Here is a 19,587-nt window from a genome sequence, read left to right on the forward strand (position 1 = left end):
GGGATGAAGGACGCGTCTGGTGATTCCTGAGGATCTGCGGTATACCGCCGAGCACGAGTGGGTGGCGGGTGGTGGCGACGGCGCTGTCCGGGTCGGCATCACGCACTTCGCGCAGGACGCGCTGGGTGACATCGTGTACGTCCAGCTGCCCGAGGTGGGGGCGGTGGTGACGGCTGGCGAGTCGTTGGGTGAGATCGAGTCGACGAAGAGCGTGTCGGAGATCTACGCCCCGCTGAGTGGGACGGTGTCGGCGCGCAACGAGGCGCTCGGCGACACTCCCGAGGTGGTCAACACTGATCCGTACGGTGCGGGTTGGCTGGTGGAGATCACCCCGGACGATCCGGCGGCGGTGGACGGGCTGCTGTCGGCGAGCGGGTACCGCGAGCTCACCGAGAGCTGAGTGTGTCCGTTGCCGGTGCGGCGGTTGGTCCGCGCGTCCGGTTGCCCTGCATTTCGGCGCTGGCTAGGCTCGCCCAGTCGACCGAGAATCCGATAGTTGAGCGTTGCGGAATTGCCTTCCCTGGCACGGGGAGCCAGCCGCCGGGTGAGAGACTGCCCGGCGGCCAGACCCGCCATTCCCGTACGCCGACGCAACTGATCCGTGAGGTGGTCCCATGACGCGCCCAGACGACGAGTTCCCCCCACTCGACGTCACTTCGACGCTCAATCTCGGTTCGCTCGACGAGGTCCTGGAGGGGCCGGACACCGATGTGGTGCCGAGCCGCATGTCGGGTTCGTTGCCGCCGGGGATGGCGCTGCTGGTGGTCCGGCGGGGTCCGAACGCGGGTGCCCGGTTCCTGTTGGACCACGATGTGACGACGAGTGGGCGGCATCCGGACAGTGACATCTTCCTTGACGACGTGACGGTGTCGCGGCGGCATGCCGAGTTCCACCGGGATGGTGGGACGTTCACGGTGCGCGACGTGGGGAGCTTGAACGGCACGTACGTGAATCGTGAGCGGGTCGAGGCGGCCACGTTGAGCAACGGTGACGAGGTGCAGATCGGTAAGTTCCGGGTGGTGTTCATCGCCGGTCCGCGGCCGGAGGAGGCCGGCCGGGGGTGAACGAGCCTGCGGCGTCCGCCGCGCCGGGGTCGGCCCGTACGCAGCCGTTGATGAGTATCGGCGAGGTGCTGGCCCAGTTGCGGGTGGATTTTCCGGACACGACGTTGTCGAAGCTGCGGTTCCTCGAGGCTGAGGGCCTGGTGGAGCCGCAGCGGACGGCGGCGGGGTACCGGAAGTACAGCTGGGACGATGTGGCCCGGCTGCGGTTCGTGTTGACCGCGCAGCGGGACCAGTTCCTGCCGTTGCGGGTGATCCGTGACCAGTTGGCGGAGTGGGACGCGACGGGTGAGTCGCCGGGTCGGTCGCGGCCGCAGTTGGTGGCGGTGGGTCCCGGTGGTGAGGTGCCGGGGCGGGAGCCGGAGGTCGAGTCGCCGGGGGTGCGGCTGGGCCGGGCCGAGTTGGTGGCGCGCAGCGGGCTCGACGAGTCGACGTTGGTGGAGTTGGAGCGGCTCGGTGTGGTGGTGTCGGATCCGCCGGGTTGGTACGACGGGGACGCGTTGATCATCGCGCGGGCGGTGGCGGGTCTGGCGGCGTACGGGTTGGAGCCGCGGCACCTTCGGGGGTACCGGTCGGCGGCGGACCGTGAGGTGGGTCTGTTCGCGCAGTTGGTGGCGCCGTTGGCGCGGCAGAGTGATCCGGCGGCGCGGGCGCGGGCGGCGGAGACGGCGCGGGAGTTGGTGGCGTTGTCGCAGCAGTTGCATGCGGCGTTGGTGCGGGTGGGGTTGCGGTCGACGTTGGGCCGGTGAGCGGGGTCCGTGCGGAAAGATCTGTGCGGGGAAGCGTGCCGTAGGCTTGCCGGGGTAACCCCTTTCTGGCGCGGGCGTGGCGCTTGCAGCGCGTGGGACGGCCGTGTCGCGGTCCGTGTACCGTGCAGGAAAGGGCACGGTGCGGCGTAGGTGACAACGACACGGAGGCGGCGGTGCGCGAGCTGAGCGTGGTCGGGGTTCGGGTGGAGCTGCCGAGCAACCAGCCGATCGTCCTGCTCAGGGAGGTCGAGGGGGACCGCTATCTGCCGATCTGGATCGGCGCGGTCGAGGCGACGGCGATCGCTTACGAGCAGCAGGGGGTCAAGCCGGCGCGCCCGTTGACGCATGATCTTCTGCGGGATGTGTTGGCGGCGTTGAAGGCGCCGTTGCGGGCGGTGGAGATCACGGAGTTGAAGGAGAACGTGTTCTACGCCGACCTGTTGATCGGTGACGGGGTGCGGGTGTCGGCGCGGCCGAGTGATTCCATCGCGTTGGCGTTGCGGGTGGGTGCTCCCATTCGTTGTGCCGAGGAGGTCCTCAGTGAGGCCGGGATCGTGATTCCGGACGAGCAGGAGGACGAGGTGGAGAAGTTCCGCGAGTTCCTGGAGCAGGTGCGTCCGGAGGATTTCGCCGGCTGACCGCGACCACCTGTCGTCACGGTGTGTGACGACAGGTGTGGTGGTGTGGTGGCTGCGGCGTGTCGGGGCTGTTGTTGCGTGGTAACCGTCCGGTGCGGCGTTAGGGTTGCCGTATCGAGGGGTGCGCGTCCCGGAATCGACGTGTCACCGCACGGGCGGGGAGGTTGTCCGGATGCAGGAGCCGCGGGATCCCGATTCGGGTACGGAGCAGGGTGCGCCGCTGTCGGCGACGGACGGTGACGGCGCGGTGGGCTACCGGGGTGTGACGGCGTGCCACGCGGTGGGCATCAGTTACCGGCAGTTGGACTACTGGGCTCGGACGGGTCTGGTGGTGCCGAGTGTGCGGGACGCGTCGGGTTCGGGGACGCAGCGGTTGTACTCGTTCCGGGACCTGGTGGTGCTGAAGGTCGTGAAGCGGTTGCTGGACGCCGGGGTGTCCTTGCAGAACATCCGGAAGGCGATCGAGGCGTTGCGGTCGCGGGGTGTGGAGGATCTGGCGGGCATCACGTTGATCTCGGACGGGACGACGGTGTACGAGTGCCGGTCGCCGGAGGAGGTGGTCGACCTGTTGCAGGGCGGTCAGGGGGTGTTCGGCATCGCGATCGGTGGCGCGTTCAAGGAGATCCTGGGGTCGTTGTCGCATCTGCCGTCCGAGCCGGCCGGCGGGGAGCCGGTGGGTGTGGAGCCGGCGGCGCCGGCGGCGGCGGACGTGGTGGGTGACGAGTTGGCGGCACGCCGGGCGCGGCGTCGGGCGGGTTGACGGTTTCCGCGGTTGTGGTGGTGGGCCCGGGCGGGTGTGACGCGCCCGGGCGTTTTGGTGTCTGGTGACTACTGCGGGTTGTCGTCGGCGGGTGTGCGGGTCGGCGTGGTGGTGGTGTGGGTGGGGCGGTCGGTGGGTGCTGGCCGGTGGAGAGAACCGCCGGTGACGCCGCGAGTTGCGGTCGACGGGATTGTCATGTCCAGGGTGGAGCGCGGCGCGGGGCGGTGACGGTCCGCGTGCGGGTGATCGCCCATTGTCGACTGTTCGTGGGGCGTTATATCACGCTGTGTGGCCGCCTGTTGTCGGGAATCCGATAGGGCGGCCGTGACCGCGCGCGTGCGACGCGCTATGGTCCGTCACGGCCCACCTTGGCGCCGGGCGCCGTTTGTGGACGACGCGCCGGAGCGGGCGGGCGTGACCCCTTACGCGCCGACCCCAGCGCGCGCCCCTCACCACGGAAGGAATCGACCGTGACGGTTACCGAAGAGACCGCCCCCACCTCCCACTACGAGCGGATCGGCGGTGCCGGTTCGGTCAAGGCGGCCGTGGATCTGTTCTACGACAAGGTTCTCGCCGACCCGGAGCTGGCCGGCTACTTCACCGATGTGGACATGCCGGCTCAGCGGCGGCACATGGTGCTGATGCTGACGGTGGTGCTGGGCGGCCCGAACGAGTACGCCGGGCGGGGCCTGGCCGAGGCGCACCAGCCGTTGAACATCCCGTCCGCGCACTACGCGCTGGTGGGTGGCCACCTCACCGACACGCTGACCGAGCTGGGTGTGCCGGGCGACATCATCGCCGACGTGCAGGCGGTGCTGGCCCAGGTGAAGAACCAGGTGGTGGCCGGCGGGACCCGGGCGAGCGTCTGAGCGTGGACGTCGCCCGGCTCAAGCAGAGCTGGTCCCTGGTCGCCGCGCACGGCGACCAGGTGCCGCTCTACTTCTATTCCACACTGTTCCTGGCGCATCCGGAGACCCGCCAGATGTTCCCGACGAACATGGCGGGGCAGCGGGACCGGCTGGTGACCGCGCTGGGGCACGTCGTGTCGAACGTGGACCAGGTGGACCGGCTGGTCGGGTTCCTCACCGACCTCGGCGCGGACCACCGCAAGTTCGCCGTCCGCGCCGAGCACTACCCGGCGGTGGGTGAGGCGTTGCTGGCCACGTTGCGGCACTTCCTGGCCGACCAGTGGACCGACGAGCTGGCTCAGGACTGGGCCGGCGCGTACGGGCTGGTGTCGAAGGTGATGATGGACGGCGCGCAGGCCGCGGAGGCGGTGAACCCGCCGTGGTGGGTGGCGGAGATCGTCGCCCACGAGCGGCGGGCGTTCGACGTGGCGGTGCTGACGTTGCGTCCGCAGTACCTGCTGCCGTTCGATCCCGGGCAGTCGATCGGGGTGTCGCACCCGTCGGTGCGGTCGTGGCGGTACTACTCGCCGGCGAACGCCCCCCGCAGCGACGGCACCGTGGAGCTGCACGTGCGGGCCGCGCCAGGTGGCGCGGTGTCGTCCCGTCTGGTGTACGGGTGCACGACCGGCGACCAGATCCACCTGTCGTCGCCGGTCGGTGACCGGTTGACGCTGGCCTCGGCGGGGTCGGCGGACCTGCTGCTGCTGGCCGGCGGCACCGGCTGGGCGCCGGTGAAGGCGTTGGTGGAGCAGGTCGCGGCGGAGGGTTCCCGGCGGCGGGTCGACCTGTACGTGGGGGCGCGGTCGCGGACGGAGTTCTACGACAGCGACGCCATCGACAAGCTGGCGTCGTCGCATCCGTGGCTGTCGGTGACCTACGTGGTCGGCATGGACGTGCGCCGGCCGGAGGCGTTCACGTACCCGGTGGACCGGGCTCTCGCGGACGGCGACTGGCGGTCCCGGCACGTGTTCGTGTGCGGCTCCGACGACATGGTGTCGCACGCGGTGACGGCCCTGGGCCGCGCCGGCTACCACGCCGGGCAGCTGCACCACGAGGGGTTGGGCGCGCACTGGTACGGCCCGTCGTGGCGGACGGCGGTGCAGCAGGCGGCGGCCCCGGCGGCCGGCGATGGGAGGCAGGTCCCGTGAGCCCGAGGAGTGCGGTCGCGAGCCCCGCAGTGACGAACGAAGGGCGGGTACGGTGAGCACGAGCCAGATCAGTCGGTACGACGGTGTGCACGTCGCCGGTGGTGTGCAGGTGCGGATGACCTCGGACCGGGTGCGGCGGTGGGAGTTCGGCTCCGCCTCGTTCACCCGCCGGGGCTACGACAACGCCGACGTGGACCGGTTCCGGGTGCAGGTGGCCGACGAGTTGGATCTGCTGGCGTCGCAGATCGCGCACCTGCGGGCGGAGAACGAGCGGCTCAACGACCACCTGGAGCTGCACCGGCACGGGGTGCTGCCGAGCGCGGGGGCGGCGGCGGTGCCGGCGGCCAAGGAGGTGAACCTGCTGTCGGCGGCGCAGCGGGAGGCCGAGCAGATCATCGCCCAGGCGCACGACTACGCCCGGCGGGTCGCCGAGTACGCCCGGACGCAGTACGAGAGCTACGTGCGGGCGGCGGCGGAGGAGGCCCGGCAGGAGGCGGAGCGGGCGGTGCAGGAGTACCGCGCGTCGGCGGGTGCGAGCTTCGACGACTCGGTGGCGGCCCGGGAGGCGCTGCGCATCTACGGCGAGATGATGATCTCGCACATGCAGGCGGCGGCGCGGCACCTCGACGACGGCAGCGAGCACCTGGCGCGGACGATGCAGCGGCTGGCGCAGGACGCCCCGGCGGTCGCCGCGGGTGCCGGGCAGGGTGCGTTGCCCCGCCACGGTCAGCGGTGATCCGGCGTGGGGTCCGGCGTCCGGCCGGCCCCCACGCCGGGGCCGGCGTCAGGCCGGTGAGCGTCGGGTTCGCCGGTTGGCGTACTTGCGGGCGGCGAAGGCGTACGCCTCGGCCAGCAACGTCCGCACCGCCGGCAGGGTCGCCTCGCCGGGGTCGACCACGCTCACCCAGTGCTGGGAGGCGTAGATCGGGTGCGGCATCAGGGTGTCCGTCGCCGCGTGGTCGGCACCGGTGTCCAGGACGCCCCGCTCGTCGCGGCGGGACGGGGCGGCGCCGAACAGCGCCGAGTAGCCGGCGCGGGTGAGCCCGATGTTGAGCCGGTAGGCGCCCGGCCGGCTCAGGTCGGACACGGTGTCGTAGTGGTCGCCGGTGACGATCGTCGCGAACGGAAGCTGCCGCTCGGGGGGAAGGTCGCCGCGCGGGTCGTAGACGAAGAACCGGTCACCGGTGGCTTCGAGGGCGGTGACACCGTCGCAGGTGTCCAGGATGTGGCGGGTCATCTCGTCGGCGTTCACACCTTCAAGTTTCTCATTGAACTCCTTTTTGAGGCTTTTGCCGGTGGTTTGCGGGTGGCGGAGGGCTGAACCCTCAACTCGGGCGCGAACCGGGCGGCGCGGGCCGGCGCCGGGGTTGCCCGCAGCCGGGCGTCCTGACCGGCCGGGCCGCGCGTGGGCGGCGGAGCGGCTGGTGAGGCAGCATTGGTGCGTGACGCAGGAGATGGTCGACCCCCTGGCGCGCCTGGTCGGCGGCGGTGGGGTGGTGGTGCTCAGCGGGGCGGGCCTGTCCACCGAGTCGGGCATCCCCGACTACCGGGGGCCCAGCGGCGCGGCCCGCCGGCACACCCCGATGACGTACCAGGCGTTCACCGGCGACCCGGCGGCGCGGCGGCGCTACTGGGCGCGCAGCCACCTGGGATGGCGGACGATCGCCCGGGCCGCCCCGAACGACGGCCACCGGGCGGTGGCCCGCCTGCAGCACGCCGGCCTGGTCGACGGGATCATCACCCAGAACGTCGACGGCCTGCACACCGCGGCGGGCAGCGCCGGTGTGGTGGAGCTGCACGGCCGCCTCGACGAGGTGGTCTGCCTGGACTGCGGCAACGGCACCTCTCGGGAGGAGGTGGATCGGCGGCTGACCGAGGCCAACCCGGGCTTCGACGCGCGGGTGGCGGCGGTCAACCCCGACGGTGACGTGGACCTCGCCGACGCGGCGGTGACCCGGTTCCGGACCGTCGACTGCACGGTGTGCCGCACCGGCATGCTGAAACCCGACGTGGTGTTCTTCGGCGAGACGGTGCCCGCGCCGCGGGTGGCCCGCTGCTTCGCGCTGGTGGAGTCCGCGCGGCTGCTGCTGGTGCTGGGATCGTCGTTGACGGTGATGTCGGGGCGGCGGTTCGTGCTGCGGGCGGCGAAGCTGGGCATCCCGGTCGCGATCGTCAACCAGGGCCCGACCCGCGGCGACGCGTACGCGGCGCTGACGGTGGACGCGCCGCTGGGCCGGCTGCTGCCGGCGCTCGCCGACCGCGCCGCCGCGCCCGCGCCGGCGGGTGTGACGCCCGTCGCGTCCTAGCCGGGGGCGCGGCGGCCGGGGGACGCGGGCGCGGGATTCCTGCCCGCTGGTAGCGTTGACCATGCCGGTAGCACCCACGTGGGAGAGACCGCCCGCAACCACCCGGGGCGGCGCCGAAGGGGCAAATCCTCCCCGGAACCTCTCAGGCAAAAGGACCGCGTGGGCAGGCACTGTGGAGCGCCCGTGGGCGCGACAGAGGGGGAGGGCGACCTGTCGACCTCGCCCCCCGGGAGCGCAGCCCATGACCGCAGAGCAGTTCGCCGCCCGCCACATCGGCCCCGACCCGGACGACGAGCGCCGGATGCTGGAGGTCGTCGGCTACAGCTCCGTCGACGAGCTGATGGACGCGGCGATCCCCGAGGTGATCCGCTGGCACGGCACCCTCGACCTGCCGGCGCCGGCCAGCGAGCACGACGCGCTCGCCGAGCTGCGCGCCCTGGCCGCCCGCAACACCGTCGCCGTGTCCATGATCGGGCTCGGCTACCACGGCACCCGCACCCCGGCGGTGATCCGCCGCAACGTGCTGGAGAACCCGGCCTGGTACACGGCGTACACGCCGTACCAGCCGGAGATCAGCCAGGGCCGCCTCGAGGCGCTGCTGAACTTCCAGACGATGGTCACCGACCTGACCGGGCTGGCCACCGCGAACGCCTCCATGCTCGACGAGGGCACCGCCGCGGCCGAGGCGATGACCCTCGCCCGCCGCGCCTCGAAGAGCACCAGCCCGGTGTACGTGGTCGACGCGGACGCCCTGCCGCAGACCGTCGCGGTGATCACCGGCCGGGCGGAGCCGCTCGGCATCGACGTGCGCGTGGTCGACCTGGACACCGAGGAGCTGCCGGCGGAGTTCTTCGGCCTGCACCTGCAGTACCCGGGCGCGTCCGGGGCGGTACGGGACCATTCCCGCCTGGTCGACGCCGCCCACGCCGCCGGCGCGCTGGTGACCGTGGCCGCGGACCTGCTCGCGCTGACCCTGCTGCGCCCGCCGGGCGAGATCGGCGCCGACATCGCCGCCGGCACCACCCAGCGGTTCGGCGTACCGATGGGGTTCGGTGGGCCGCACGCCGGTTACCTGGCGGTGCGCGCGGGCCTCGAGCGGGTGCTGCCCGGCCGGCTGGTCGGCGTGTCCCGGGACGTCGACGGCAACCCGGCCTACCGGCTGGCGTTGCAGACCCGTGAGCAGCACATCCGGCGGGAGAAGGCGACCAGCAACATCTGCACCGCGCAGGTGCTGCTCGCGGTGATGGCCGGCATGTACGCCGTGTACCACGGCCCGGACGGGCTGCGGGCGATCGCGGCGCGTACCCACGAGATGGCGGCGCGGCTCGCGGCCGGGCTGCGCGCCGGCGGCGTCGGCGTCGCGGACGTCGCGTTCTTCGACACCGTCACCGCGACCGTGCCCGGCCGGGCCGCCGACGTCGTCGCGGCCGCTGCGCGGCGCGGCGTGAACCTGCGGCTGGTCGACGCCGACCGGGTCGGGATCTCCTGCGACGAGACCACCACGACCGGCCACCTGGAGCAGGTGTGGACGGCGTTCGGGGTGCCGGCGTTCACCGGCGACCTGGACGCGGCGCTGCCGGCGGGCCTGTCCCGCACGAGTGACTTCCTCACCCACCCGGTGTTCCGCACCCACCACTCGGAGACGGCGATGCTGCGCTACCTGCGGCGCCTGGCCGACTTCGACTACGCCCTGGACCGGGGCATGATCCCGCTGGGGTCGTGCACGATGAAGCTCAACGCCACCACCGAGATGGAGCCGGTGAGCTGGGCGGAGTTCGCGCACATCCACCCGTTCGCGCCGCCGTCGCAGACCGCCGGCTACCGGGAGATGATCGCCCAGCTGGAGGGCTGGCTGGCCGAGGTGACCGGCTACGACGCGGTCAGCGTGCAACCCAACGCCGGCTCGCAGGGTGAGCTGGCCGGGCTGCTGGCGATCCGCGCGTACCACCGCTCCCGCGGCGAGGGGCACCGGGAGGTGTGCCTGATCCCGTCATCGGCGCACGGCACCAACGCCGCGTCGGCGGTGATGGCGGGCATGCGGGTGGTCGTGGTCGGCTGCGACGCCGACGGCAACGTCGACCTGGTCGACCTCGACGCGAAGATCGACAAGCATCGGGACGCGCTCGCCGCGATCATGGTGACGTACCCGTCGACGCACGGCGTGTACGAGACGGGGATCGCGTCGCTGTGCGCGAAGGTCCACGACGCCGGCGGCCAGGTGTACGTGGACGGGGCGAACCTCAACGCCCTGGTCGGGTTCGCCAAGCCGGGCACGTTCGGCGCGGACGTGTCACACCTGAACCTGCACAAGACGTTCTGCATCCCGCACGGCGGCGGCGGCCCCGGGGTGGGTCCGGTGGCGGTGCGGGCGCACCTGGCGCCGTTCCTGCCCGGCGACCCGCTCACCGCCGCCGAGGGCCGGCCGGCGATCTCCGCGGCCCGGTACGGGTCGGCGGGCATCCTGCCGATCCCGTGGGCGTACCTGCGGATGATGGGCGCGTCCGGGCTGACCCGGGCCACCGGGGTGGCGGTGCTCGCGGCGAACTACGTGGCGGCGCGGCTGCGCGGGCACTTCCCGGTGCTGTACGCGGGCAACAAGGGCCTCGTCGCCCACGAGTGCATCCTGGACCTGCGGCCGCTGACGAAGGCGACCGGGGTGAGCGTCGACGACGTGGCGAAGCGGCTGATCGACTACGGGTTCCACGCGCCGACGATGTCGTTCCCGGTGGCGGGGACGCTGATGGTGGAGCCGACCGAGAGCGAGGACCTGGCCGAGCTGGACCGGTTCTGCGACGCGATGATCGCGATCCGGGCGGAGATCGACAAGGTGGGGTCGGGGGAGTGGCCGGCCGGGGACAACCCCCTGGCGAACGCGCCGCACACGGCGGCGATGGTGTCGGCCGACGAGTGGCCGCACCCGTACCCGCGGTCGGTGGGCGCCTACCCGGCCGCCGAGCGGGCGGGGAAGTACTGGCCGCCGGTGCGTCGTATCGACGGCGCGTACGGCGACCGGAACCTGGTCTGCTCGTGCCCGGCGCCGGAGGCGTTCGAGAGCTGACGAGGGTGCCGCCGGGGCGGTCGTGGGCCGCCCCGGCCGCTCACGTCGACTCCGCCGCCACTGGTCCCGGACCGGGGGACTAGCCTGAAGCCGGCGTGAACAGGAACGTTACGCTGAGTGGTCGGTCAGGCGACGAGGGCGTGGCGGGCGGGGCCGCGGTGCGGGGCGATGGTGCGGCCGTCGGGAAGCAGCTCGCCGGTGTCCTCGAAGACGATGACCCCGTTGCAGAGCAGGCTCCAGCCCTGCTCAGGGAAACAGGCGATGGCCTTGGCGGCGTCCCGGTCGGTCGCTTCAGCGGAGGGGCAGGTGGGTTGGTGCTGGCACATCGGGTTCTCCGGACTGTGGGGGCACTGTGTCATGGTTCACATGACCAGTGACGCACAGTACCAAGCGAAAGTGGCCGGCATCGAGCAGGTACGCGCGTGCGAGACACGAAATCCGCTGAACGGACGAGGCAGATTGGGCCAGACGGCGTGGAAACGCTCCCACGGGTAGTGGTCGATGTGCCGGGGGCGCCGGCCGGCTGTCGCCGTACCCTCGTCGAGTCGGCCCGCTGGGAATGGCGGCCCGCCGACGGCGGCGACCCGGCCGCGACCGCGCAGGCCTTCCTCGCCGCCCACGGCCTCCACCTGGACGACCTCGCCCGCCCGGCCCCCGCCCACCGCCCCGGCGGGGTGTGCGGGGCCGCCCTGTACGTCTCCGCCGCCGCCGGCGCGGCCATCGCCGGCGGCGCCGTGGGCGCCCCGAACCCGGCCCCGGCGCTGCCCGAGGTCGCGGTCGTCGTCTACCGGCACGCCGCGGCCGCCGCCCCCGCGCGCCGGCCGGCCGCCGGCTGGTGGCTCGGAACGTGGGCGGAGAGCTGGACGCCGCGGCAGCACGCCGACGCCGTCCGCGCCGTCCGCGACGCCATCGGCCGCGGCGACGTCTACCAGGTCAACCTCGTCGGGCACGCCGCCGCCCCCTACACCGGCGACCCGCTGCCGGCCCTCGCCCGCCTGGGCGCGCTGCCCGGCGCCCGCTACGGCGGCACCCTGGCCGGCGCCGGCTGGGCGATCGGCTGCGCCTCCCCGGAGACCCTGGTGGAGGTCACCGGCGGACGGGTGCTCACCCGACCCATCAAGGGCACCCGCCCGGCCACCGCCGCCGGCCGCGCCGAGCTGCTGGCCAGCGCGAAGGAACGCGCCGAACACGTCATGATCGTCGACCTGGAACGCAACGACCTGGCCCGCGTCGCCCGCACCGGCAGCGTCCGGGTGGACGAGCTGTTCGCCGTACGCCGCTGGTGCGACCTGTGGCAGGCCGAGTCCACCGTGTCGGCGGCCGTCGCCGACGACCTGGGCCTGGCCGATCTGCTCCGGGCCGTCTGCCCCGGCGGGTCGGTCACCGGCGCGCCGAAGCTCGCCGCCCTGGAGCACCTCGCCGCCCTGGAACCGGTCGGTCGGGGCGCCAGCATGGGCGCGCTGGGTTGGGTCGCCGCGGGCCGGGTCGACCTGGGCCTGACCATCCGCACCGCCGCCGCCGACGCCGAGCGGCTGCACGTGTGGGCCGGCGGCGGCATCACGTGGGGCAGCGACCCGGACGCCGAGGTCGCCGAGGCCGCCGCCAAGACCGGACCGGTCCGCGCCACCCTCGCCGGCCGGTGACGCCCTCGCCGGCCGGCGGCGCCCTCGCCGGCCGGCGGCGCCCTCGCCGGCCGGCGGCGCCCTCGCCGGCCGGTGGCGCCGTCGCCAGTTCCACGCCGTCTCACCGGCGCAGGTCCGTCGGCGCCGTTCCCGGACGGACCCGTGGCCCGGCCCGCTGTGGAACTGATGTCGTGAACGGTTCGGGCCGCCTCGGCTGTGATGTCGTCGACGGCTCAGCTCCACAGCGGCCGTGACGGCACCCGGCGTCGCGGCGGGGAGCGCCGTTCAGCGCGGCCGGGCCAACTCGTCCAGGGCGAACTCGTCCAGGGCGGCGCGGACCCCGTCGGCCATGCCCGGGCCGGTGCCGTGGCCGGCAGCCTCCAGCAGTTCCAGGCGCGCGTCCGGCCACGCCTGAGCCAGTCCCGGGCCGCCTGCTCCCGTACCGCCGGGTCGGGGTCGGCCAGCAGCCGCGCGTACGCGTCGGCGAAGTCGCCGTCGCGGTCGGCGGGCGGCATGCCGTCGCGTCACCGGCCCGACCGGTGGTAGCGGCGCACGGACAGCGGCAGGAACACCGCGATCAGCAGCAGCGGCCAGGCGACGGCGAGGGCGACGGCGTGCTGCGCGGCGAACGTGTCGCCGCCCCAGCCCGGGTTGCCGAACAACTCCCGGCAGGCCGCGACGGTGGCCGACAGCGGGTTCCACCCGGCGAGCGCCGCGAGCCAGCCCGGCATCGTGTCGGGTGCCACGAACGCGTTGGAGGTGAACCCGACCGGCCACACCAGGATCTGCAACGCGACCACCGACTCGGGGCGGCGCAGCACCAACGCCAGGTGGATGCCGACCCAGATCAGCGCGAAGCGCAGCAGCAGGAGCAGTCCCACCGCGGCCAGCGCCCGCGCCGGCCCGGCCCGCCACTGCCAGCCGACGGCCAACCCGCAGGCGAGCATCACGGCCAGGCCGGCCGCCGAGTGGAGCAGGTCGGCGGCGGCCCGGCCGGTGACCACCGCCGACGGCGCCATCGGCAGCGTCCGGAACCGGTCGGTGACGCCTCGGGCGGCGTCGGTGGCCACCGCCGTGTAGGTGGCCTCGATGCCGAAGACCATCGTCATGGCGAACATGCCGGGCAGCAGGAACTCCCGGTAGTCACCGCCGCCGGGCACCGTCATCGCGCCGCCGAACAGGTAGCCGAACATCAGCACCAGCAGCACCGGGAAGAGCAGCCCGACCAGCACCGGCACCGGTTGGCGGACCGCGTGTGCGAGCGCGCGGCCGGTGAGCACCAGGCTGTCGGAGACGGCGAAGCGCAGCCGCTGTGCGGGCAGGGTCGTCACACGGTCACCGTCCGGTCGGTGTCGGGGGCGTCCCGGGCGGTGAGCCGCAGGTACACCTCGTCGAGGGTGGGGCGGCGCACCGCGACGTCCGCCGCGGCGAGCCCCGCGTCGTCGAGCGCCCGCAGCACGGCGGCGAGAGCCGTGACCCGCCGCGTGACGGGCACGCTGAGCCGCAGCGCCGCCGGGTCGACGTCGGGTGCCGCGCCGACGGCGACGGCGACGAGGCGTACCGCCCGGTCCAGATCGTCGGGGCGGGACAGCACCACGTCGACGCGGTCACCGCCGAGCGCGGTCTTCAACTCGTCCGGGGTGCCGGCGGCGATCACCCGGCCCCGGTCGACGACCCGCAGGGTGTCGGCCAACTGGTCGGCCTCCTCCAGGTACTGCGTGGTCAGCAGCACGGTGGTGCCGGCCGCGGCGAGCCCGCGCACGGCGTCCCACACCTGCGCCCGCGCCCGCGGGTCCAGGCCGGTGGTGGGCTCGTCGAGGACGAGCACCGGCGGGTCGAGGATCAGCCCGGCGGCCAGGTCGAGCCGACGGCGCATGCCGCCGGAGTACGTGCCGACCGGCCGGTCGGCGGCGTCGGCGAGGTCGAACCGGTCGAGCAGTTCCGCCGCCCGTGCCCGCGCCCGGGAGATCGGCAGGTGGTGCAGGCGCGCGAAGAGCACCAGGTTCTGCCGGCCGCTGAGCACCTCGTCGACGGCGGCGTGCTGACCGACCAGGCCGATGCGCGCGCGGACCCAGTCGGGGTGGCGCAGCACGTCGGCGCCGGCGACGGTGGCGCGGCCCGCGTCCGGGCACAGCAGGGTGGTGAGGATCCGCACCGTCGTGGTCTTGCCCGCCCCGTTCGGGCCGAGCAGCCCGCACACCCCGCCGGCGGGGACGGTCAGGTCCAGCCCGTCCAGCGCCCGCGTGTCGCCGTACCGCTTGCGCAGCCCCTGCGCGTCGATCGCCGTTGGCATCCGCACCCCCGATCCTCGGTTTCCGTACGCCGTACGGTACATCATACGGTACGGCGGACGGTAGGGTGATCGGCGTGACGACCGAGTACAGCGGCACCGGCGATCCCGCCCGCAGCCTCGCCCTGCTGTGGCGGACCCGGGAGCGGGTGAGCCGCAGGGGCCGGCCCGACCTGTCCGTCGACCGCATCGTCCGGGCGGCCATCGACGTCGCCGACACCGAAGGGCTCGCCGCCCTGTCCATGCGGCGCGTCGCCGAACGCCTCGGCGTCGGCACGATGAGCCTCTACACGTACGTGCCGGGCAAGGGTGAACTCCTCGACGTCATGCTCGACACCGTCCACGGGGAGACCGTCGACGCCGCGACCGACGACCCGGGCGCCGGCTGGCGGGCCCGCCTGGAGCGGGTCGCCCGGGACAACTGGGCCCGCTACCTGCGGCACCCGTGGCTGTTGCAGGTCGCCACCACCCGCCCCCCGCTGGGCCCACACCTGATCGCCCGCTACGAGCAGGAGCTGCGCGCGGTCGACGGAATCGGCCTGACCGACCTGGAGATGGACGCCGTCGTCACCCTCGTCGACGGGTTCGTCCACGGCGCGGTCCGCAGCGCCGTGGAGGCCGCCCAGGCCGCCGCCAGCACCGGCATGACCGAGCAGCAGTGGTGGGCGGCGCACGCCCCGTACCTGGAGAAGGCCCTCGACCCGCGCCGGTTCCCGCTCGCCGCCCGCGTCGGCACCGCCGCGGGGCAGGAGTACCAGGCCGCCGGCGACCCGCAGCGGGCGTTCGACTTCGGCCTGGCCCGCATCCTCGACGGCATCGAGGTCCTCGTCCGCCACCGACCCACCGACAGCGGCGGGCCGGCGAGCGCCGCCGGGGCCGACCGATAACCTTGCCCGCATGACGATGCGCCCGATCCGGATCATCGGCGACCCGGTGCTGCGAACCCCCGCCGAGCCGGTCACCACCTTCGACGCCGAACTGCGCGCCCTGGTCACCGACCTGATGGACACCCTGCTCGGCGCGCCCGGCCGGGCCGGCGTCGCCGCCCCGCAGATCGGCGTCAGCGCCCAGGTGTTCGTCTACGACGCCGACGGGCACCGCGGCCACCTGATCAACCCGACGCTGGAACTGTCCGAGGAACTCCAGGACGACGACGAGGGCTGCCTGTCCATCCCCGGCCTGTACTTCCCGACCCCGCGCGCCATGCACGCCACCGCGCACGGCGTCGACCAGCACGGCGAACCGCTGACCATCACCGGCTCCGGGTTCCTCGCCCGCGCCCTGCAACACGAGACCGACCACCTCGCCGGCCGCCTCTACGTGGACACGCTGCGCGGCGACACCCGCCGCCGGGCCCTGCGGGAGATCCGCGCCGGCCGCTTCGACGCGCGCCGGTAGCACACGACCCCCGGCGCCGGGCCACGACCCACCCGGCGGGGCGTCAACGCCCGGTCAGCGTGAACTCCCCGTAGTCGGCGACGCGGGTGAAACCGAGCCGCTCGTACAACCGCACCGCCGGCCCGTTGTCCGCCCGCACGTTCAACGTCACATGCTCCACCGAGGACCGCAGCCGCCGGCACAACGCCGCCACCACCGCCGCCCCCAGGCCCCGACCCCGCGCCCGCGGATGGGTGGTCACGTTCCCGACCGCAGCCACCCGGTAGCGCGGCGACCACACGTGCACCCCGGCCACCGCGACAAGGCCACCGCCGTCGCGCACCCCCACGTACTGGCCGGTGTCCACCATCCGGGGATCGAACCAGTTGCCCGGATACGCCTCCGCGTACAGCGCCCGCAGCGCCGGCAGATCCGCCGCGCCCAGCACCACCCCGGCCGGCGGCACCGCCGCCAGACGCACCGGGTCGGTCAACGCCATCTTCAGGTGGCCGCCGCTCGCCCCCACCGTGAACGCGCCCGCCAACGCCGCCTCCAGACCGGGGGACAGATGCGCGTACAAGCGCGCCGGCAACACCGGCGCCAGGTCACCGAGCAGCGCCGCCAGCCCCGCCAACCCCGCCGGCGGGGCGAACGCCAGCAACGTCGCCGGCACCGCCCCGTGGTACAGCAGCGCCACCGCCTCCCCACGGCGGAACCACGACGTGTACGGCCAGAAGAAGTCGTCCAGATCACCCAACTGGTACGCGTGCAACACCGGATCCGCACCCAGCAGGTCCGCCAGCACCGCCCGGTCGTGTTCCGCCCGCACCGCCACCCGCCGATGATCACACGCCCGGTGCCCGGCCACCCGGCGCGGGTCAGCGACCACCCGCCCCGCCGCTCAGCCCGCCAACCACTGGTCGTACCCGAGCCTGCCCACCAGCGCCAGCACCACCACCAGCAGCACCCCACGCACGAACCCGGACCCGCGGCGCAGCGCCATCCGCGCCCCCAGCACCGCCCCGACGATGTTGCACACCGCCATCGCCGCCCCGAGCAGCCACCACACGTGCCCGGTCGCGGCGAACACCACCAGCGCACCCAGATTCGTGCCCGCATTGACGATCTTCGCCATCGCCGACCCGTGCACGAAGTCCGCGCCCACCAGCGCCGTGAACGCCAACACCAGGAACGTGCCCGTCCCCGGCCCCACCAGACCGTCGTACAGCGCGATGCCCACCCCGGCAACCGCCACCGCCACCACCATCCGGGCCCGGGTACGCCGGTGCGGCTGCGCCACCACCCCCAACCGCGGCCGCGCCACCACGAACACGGCCACCGCCACCAGCACCGCCAGCACCACCGGCCGGTACGCCGACGCCGGCACCGCCCCGGCCAACGCCGCCCCCACACCCGCGCACAACACCGCCAGGCCCGCCGCCGGGCCCGCCACCGCCCAGTCCAGCTTCGTGCGCCGGGCGTACGTCACCGCCGCCGTCGCCGTCCCCGCGACAGCCGCCAGCTTGTTCGTACCCAACGCCGTGGCCACCGGCATCCCCGGCGCCCCCACCAGCAACGCCGGCAACAGCAACAGACCCCCACCACCGACCACCGCGTCCACCCACCCCGCCATCGCGGCGACGGCGAGCAGGGCGGTCAGCGAAAAGGGGTCCAGGTCCACGGGCGGCCATTCTGCCCACCCCCGCCCCACGACGCGGAACCGCTGTGGCCAGCCTCACCGCCCCCCGCGGGCCCCGTCACCGGCCGCGACGCCGCCGCAACCACACCCCGACCGAGCCCACCGCCACGAACACCAGCCCCGAACACACCAGCACCTTCAGCACCCGGCAACCATGCCACGGCGGCATACAGTGACCAGGTGCGCCTGGCCACCTTCAACCTCCTGCACGGCCGGTCCCTCACCGACGGGCTGGTCGACCCCGACCGGCTCACCGCCGCCGTCAACGCCCTCGACGCCGACGTCCTCGCCCTGCAGGAGGTCGACCGCGACCAGAGCCGCAGCGGCAAGCTCGACCTGACCGCCATCGCCGCCCGCGCCCTCGGCGCCCCCGAACACCGCTTCGCCGCCGCCGTCGTCGGCACCCCCGGCGAACAGTTCCGACCGCTCACCCACGACGACGACGGCCACGGCGAACCCTGCTACGGCATCGGCCTGGTCAGCCGCCACCCCGTCACCAAGTGGCGGGTCACCCGCCTGAAACCCGCGCCGGTCCGCTCACCGGTGTACGTGCCGGGCCCCGGCGGCGGGCTCGTCCTGCTGCACGACGAACCCCGCGTCGTGCTCGCCGCCGTCCTCGACACCCCCCGCGGCCCGCTCACCGTCGCCGCCACCCACCTGTCGTTCGTCCCCGGCTGGAACGCCAGGCAGCTCCGGCAGACCGTCCGCGCGCTGCGCACCCTGCCCGCGCCGCGGATCCTCCTCGGCGACCTCAACCTGCCCGCCGGAGCCGCCCGCCTGATCAGCGGCTGGCGCCCCCTCGGCCGCCGCCCCACCTACCCGGCCGGCCAGCCCCGCGTCCAACTCGACCACGTCCTCGCCGACCGGCAGGGCCTCGACCTGCTCCCGCCGGTCACCGCCGTCCGCACACCCCTGTCGACCATCTCCGACCACCGGCCACTCGTGGTCGACCTCGGCTAACCCCCGGTGGCCGGCCGGGCGGCCCGGCGGGCGGCGCGCACCGCGTTGCGGAACAGCATCGCCACCGTCGTCGGCCCCACCCCACCGACCCGGGGCGTGATCGCCCCCGCCACCTCCGCGCACGACTCGTCCACATCCGGCAGCAACCGCCGCCCCTCGTACCGCACCCCGCCACCGACGACCACCGCACCCGGACGCACGTGCTCCGGCCGCACGATCCCCGGAACCCCCGCCGCCGCCACCAGGATGTCCGCCCGCCGCGTGTACCGCGGCCAGTCCGCCACCCCGGTGTGCACCACCGTCACCGCCGCGTTCGCCGTCGGCCGCTTCTGCGCCAGCAGCATCGCCAGCGGCCGGCCCAACGTCGCACCCCGGCCCAGGACCACCACCTCCCGGCCCGCCACCGGCACCCCGTGGTACGCCAGCAACGCCTCGATACCCGCCGGCGTGCACGGCAACGGCCCCGGCAACCCCAACGCCAGCCGCCCCATGTTCACCGGGTGCATCCCGTCCACGTCCTTGTCCGGGTCCAGCACCTCCACCGCCCGGTCGTAGTCCAACCGCGCCGGGATCGGATGCTGCACCAGCACCCCGTGCACGGCCCGGTCGGCGCTGAAGTCCGCCAACACCGCGTGCAGGTCCGCCTGCGACGCCGACGCCGGCAGATGCACATGCGGCGACGCGAACCCCAACTCCGCCGCCTGCCGCTGCTTGATCCGGATGTAGCCGGCGCTCGCGTCGTCGTCACCGACCAGCACCGTCGCCAACGACGGCGTCACCCCCACCGCCCGCAACGCCCGCACATCCCCGGCCACCTCGGCCAGCACCTGATCCGCCACCGGCCCACCCGGCAACAGCCGGGCCGTCGTCGTCGATCGGGACATGGGTCACCTCGCCCCGCGGAAGGCCCAGGCGGTCGACCTTCCGCGACGAGCTCCCCGATGGTCACTCCCATCCCCGGTGCCGCCAGTCGCGTCCGGGCCCAGCCTGCCACACCCCGCCCGGCCAGCG

At 73.8% G+C, this 19,587-nt stretch carries 22 protein-coding genes, 1 pseudogene and 1 riboswitch; of the genes and pseudogenes, 14 read left to right on the top strand and 9 right to left on the bottom strand.

Annotated elements, in window-relative coordinates; genetic code table 11:
- The first annotated feature begins 19 nt into the window (after nucleotides 1-19).
- The 8 genes from gcvH (at nucleotide 20) to GKC29_RS30350 (ending at nucleotide 6,000) form a co-directional block, all read left to right on the top strand.
- Nucleotides 20-400: a glycine cleavage system protein GcvH gene (gene gcvH, locus GKC29_RS19440; RefSeq protein ID WP_155332178.1), complete on the top strand. Its 381-nt coding sequence runs from the start codon at nucleotides 20-22 to the stop codon at nucleotides 398-400.
- Nucleotides 401-614: 214 nt separating this feature from the next.
- Complete coding sequence (locus GKC29_RS19445) at nucleotides 615-1,064, top strand: FHA domain-containing protein (RefSeq protein ID WP_046570336.1); 450 nt, start codon at nucleotides 615-617, stop codon at nucleotides 1,062-1,064.
- Nucleotides 1,065-1,114: 50 nt separating this feature from the next.
- Nucleotides 1,115-1,810 carry a MerR family transcriptional regulator gene (locus GKC29_RS19450; protein ID WP_196255663.1) on the top strand — a complete coding sequence of 232 codons (696 nt, stop codon included), beginning with the start codon at nucleotides 1,115-1,117 and terminating at the stop codon, nucleotides 1,808-1,810.
- Nucleotides 1,811-1,983: 173 nt separating this feature from the next.
- Nucleotides 1,984-2,448 carry a bifunctional nuclease family protein gene (locus tag GKC29_RS19455; RefSeq protein ID WP_089014393.1) on the top strand — a complete coding sequence of 155 codons (465 nt, stop codon included), beginning with the start codon at nucleotides 1,984-1,986 and terminating at the stop codon, nucleotides 2,446-2,448.
- Nucleotides 2,449-2,620: 172 nt separating this feature from the next.
- A complete protein-coding gene (locus GKC29_RS19460; RefSeq protein WP_155332180.1) occupies nucleotides 2,621-3,208 on the top strand; it encodes a MerR family transcriptional regulator in 588 nt (195 codons plus the stop codon).
- A gap of 470 nt (nucleotides 3,209-3,678) precedes the next feature.
- Complete coding sequence (locus tag GKC29_RS19465; protein ID WP_155332181.1) at nucleotides 3,679-4,077, top strand: group 1 truncated hemoglobin; 399 nt, start codon at nucleotides 3,679-3,681, stop codon at nucleotides 4,075-4,077.
- A 2-nt stretch (nucleotides 4,078-4,079) separates the two neighbouring features.
- On the top strand, nucleotides 4,080-5,264 hold the full coding sequence (locus GKC29_RS19470; protein WP_155332182.1) for a globin domain-containing protein: 1,185 nt from the start codon (nucleotides 4,080-4,082) through the stop codon (nucleotides 5,262-5,264).
- Between the two features lie 52 nt (nucleotides 5,265-5,316).
- Complete coding sequence (locus GKC29_RS30350) at nucleotides 5,317-6,000, top strand: DivIVA domain-containing protein (protein ID WP_305070143.1); 684 nt, start codon at nucleotides 5,317-5,319, stop codon at nucleotides 5,998-6,000.
- Between the two features lie 48 nt (nucleotides 6,001-6,048).
- Here GKC29_RS30350 and GKC29_RS19480 read toward each other — a convergent pair whose 3' ends face one another.
- Entirely contained in the window at nucleotides 6,049-6,516 is a 468-nt protein-coding gene (locus GKC29_RS19480) for a DUF6194 family protein (RefSeq protein WP_155332184.1), read from the bottom strand.
- Between the two features lie 202 nt (nucleotides 6,517-6,718).
- Here GKC29_RS19480 and GKC29_RS19485 point away from each other — a divergent pair, with 202 nt between their 5' ends.
- Together GKC29_RS19485 and gcvP are read left to right on the top strand one after the other, a co-directional pair.
- Nucleotides 6,719-7,570, top strand: coding sequence for an NAD-dependent protein deacetylase (locus GKC29_RS19485; RefSeq protein ID WP_155334242.1), 852 nt, complete (start codon nucleotides 6,719-6,721; stop codon nucleotides 7,568-7,570).
- Nucleotides 7,571-7,639: 69 nt separating this feature from the next.
- Nucleotides 7,640-7,738, top strand: a riboswitch (glycine riboswitch).
- A 73-nt stretch (nucleotides 7,739-7,811) separates the two neighbouring features.
- Nucleotides 7,812-10,628 (top strand): aminomethyl-transferring glycine dehydrogenase, encoded by a 2,817-nt coding sequence (gene gcvP, locus GKC29_RS19490; RefSeq protein ID WP_155332185.1) that lies wholly within the window; start codon nucleotides 7,812-7,814, stop codon nucleotides 10,626-10,628.
- A gap of 125 nt (nucleotides 10,629-10,753) precedes the next feature.
- Here gcvP and GKC29_RS19495 read toward each other — a convergent pair whose 3' ends face one another.
- Nucleotides 10,754-10,954 (bottom strand): DUF5999 family protein, encoded by a 201-nt coding sequence (locus tag GKC29_RS19495; protein WP_155332186.1) that lies wholly within the window; start codon nucleotides 10,952-10,954, stop codon nucleotides 10,754-10,756.
- A gap of 168 nt (nucleotides 10,955-11,122) precedes the next feature.
- Here GKC29_RS19495 and GKC29_RS19500 point away from each other — a divergent pair, with 168 nt between their 5' ends.
- Entirely contained in the window at nucleotides 11,123-12,271 is a 1,149-nt protein-coding gene (locus GKC29_RS19500; protein ID WP_370463267.1) for a chorismate-binding protein, read from the top strand.
- A gap of 264 nt (nucleotides 12,272-12,535) precedes the next feature.
- Here GKC29_RS19500 and GKC29_RS29630 read toward each other — a convergent pair whose 3' ends face one another.
- Genes GKC29_RS29630 through GKC29_RS19515 form a run of 3 tightly spaced genes read right to left on the bottom strand, consistent with a single transcriptional unit; the run spans nucleotide 12,536 to nucleotide 14,543 of the window.
- Nucleotides 12,536-12,778, bottom strand: a complete 243-nt coding sequence (locus GKC29_RS29630; protein ID WP_196255664.1) for a hypothetical protein — start codon at nucleotides 12,776-12,778, stop codon at nucleotides 12,536-12,538.
- On the bottom strand, nucleotides 12,775-13,581 hold the full coding sequence (locus GKC29_RS19510) for an ABC transporter permease (protein WP_155332188.1): 807 nt from the start codon (nucleotides 13,579-13,581) through the stop codon (nucleotides 12,775-12,777). Before GKC29_RS19510 ends, GKC29_RS29630 begins: the two co-directional genes overlap by 4 nt.
- Entirely contained in the window at nucleotides 13,578-14,543 is a 966-nt protein-coding gene (locus tag GKC29_RS19515) for an ATP-binding cassette domain-containing protein (RefSeq protein ID WP_155334243.1), read from the bottom strand. Before GKC29_RS19515 ends, GKC29_RS19510 begins: the two co-directional genes overlap by 4 nt.
- Nucleotides 14,544-14,617: 74 nt before the next feature.
- Between GKC29_RS19515 and GKC29_RS19520 the strand changes: the two genes are divergently transcribed.
- Together GKC29_RS19520 and def are read left to right on the top strand one after the other, a co-directional pair.
- The gene (locus GKC29_RS19520) at nucleotides 14,618-15,427 is read left to right on the top strand and encodes a TetR/AcrR family transcriptional regulator (protein WP_155332189.1); all 810 of its coding nucleotides are present in this window, start codon (nucleotides 14,618-14,620) and stop codon (nucleotides 15,425-15,427) included.
- A 10-nt stretch (nucleotides 15,428-15,437) separates the two neighbouring features.
- Nucleotides 15,438-15,938 carry a peptide deformylase gene (def, locus tag GKC29_RS19525; RefSeq protein WP_155332190.1) on the top strand — a complete coding sequence of 167 codons (501 nt, stop codon included), beginning with the start codon at nucleotides 15,438-15,440 and terminating at the stop codon, nucleotides 15,936-15,938.
- 43 nt (nucleotides 15,939-15,981) lie between these two features.
- Here the strand turns inward: def and GKC29_RS30590 are convergent, their stop codons facing one another.
- The 3 genes and pseudogenes from GKC29_RS30590 to GKC29_RS19535 form a co-directional block, all read right to left on the bottom strand.
- On the bottom strand, nucleotides 15,982-16,416 hold the full coding sequence (locus GKC29_RS30590; RefSeq protein WP_370463364.1) for a GNAT family N-acetyltransferase: 435 nt from the start codon (nucleotides 16,414-16,416) through the stop codon (nucleotides 15,982-15,984).
- A 39-nt stretch (nucleotides 16,417-16,455) separates the two neighbouring features.
- Nucleotides 16,456-16,557 (bottom strand): annotated as a pseudogene (locus tag GKC29_RS30595) (GNAT family N-acetyltransferase); the annotation flags it as partial.
- 261 nt (nucleotides 16,558-16,818) lie between these two features.
- A complete protein-coding gene (locus tag GKC29_RS19535) occupies nucleotides 16,819-17,592 on the bottom strand; it encodes a sulfite exporter TauE/SafE family protein (protein ID WP_370463365.1) in 774 nt (257 codons plus the stop codon).
- A 204-nt stretch (nucleotides 17,593-17,796) separates the two neighbouring features.
- Here GKC29_RS19535 and GKC29_RS19540 point away from each other — a divergent pair, with 204 nt between their 5' ends.
- Nucleotides 17,797-18,576: an endonuclease/exonuclease/phosphatase family protein gene (locus tag GKC29_RS19540; protein ID WP_155332192.1), complete on the top strand. Its 780-nt coding sequence runs from the start codon at nucleotides 17,797-17,799 to the stop codon at nucleotides 18,574-18,576.
- Here the strand turns inward: GKC29_RS19540 and GKC29_RS19545 are convergent.
- Nucleotides 18,573-19,460, bottom strand: a complete 888-nt coding sequence (locus GKC29_RS19545) for a bifunctional 5,10-methylenetetrahydrofolate dehydrogenase/5,10-methenyltetrahydrofolate cyclohydrolase (protein WP_155332193.1) — start codon at nucleotides 19,458-19,460, stop codon at nucleotides 18,573-18,575. The genes GKC29_RS19540 and GKC29_RS19545 overlap by 4 nt on opposite strands.
- Between the last annotated feature and the right edge of the window lie 127 nt (nucleotides 19,461-19,587).

The organism is Micromonospora sp. WMMC415 (genome assembly GCF_009707425.1).
Lineage (GTDB): Bacteria > Actinomycetota > Actinomycetes > Mycobacteriales > Micromonosporaceae > Micromonospora.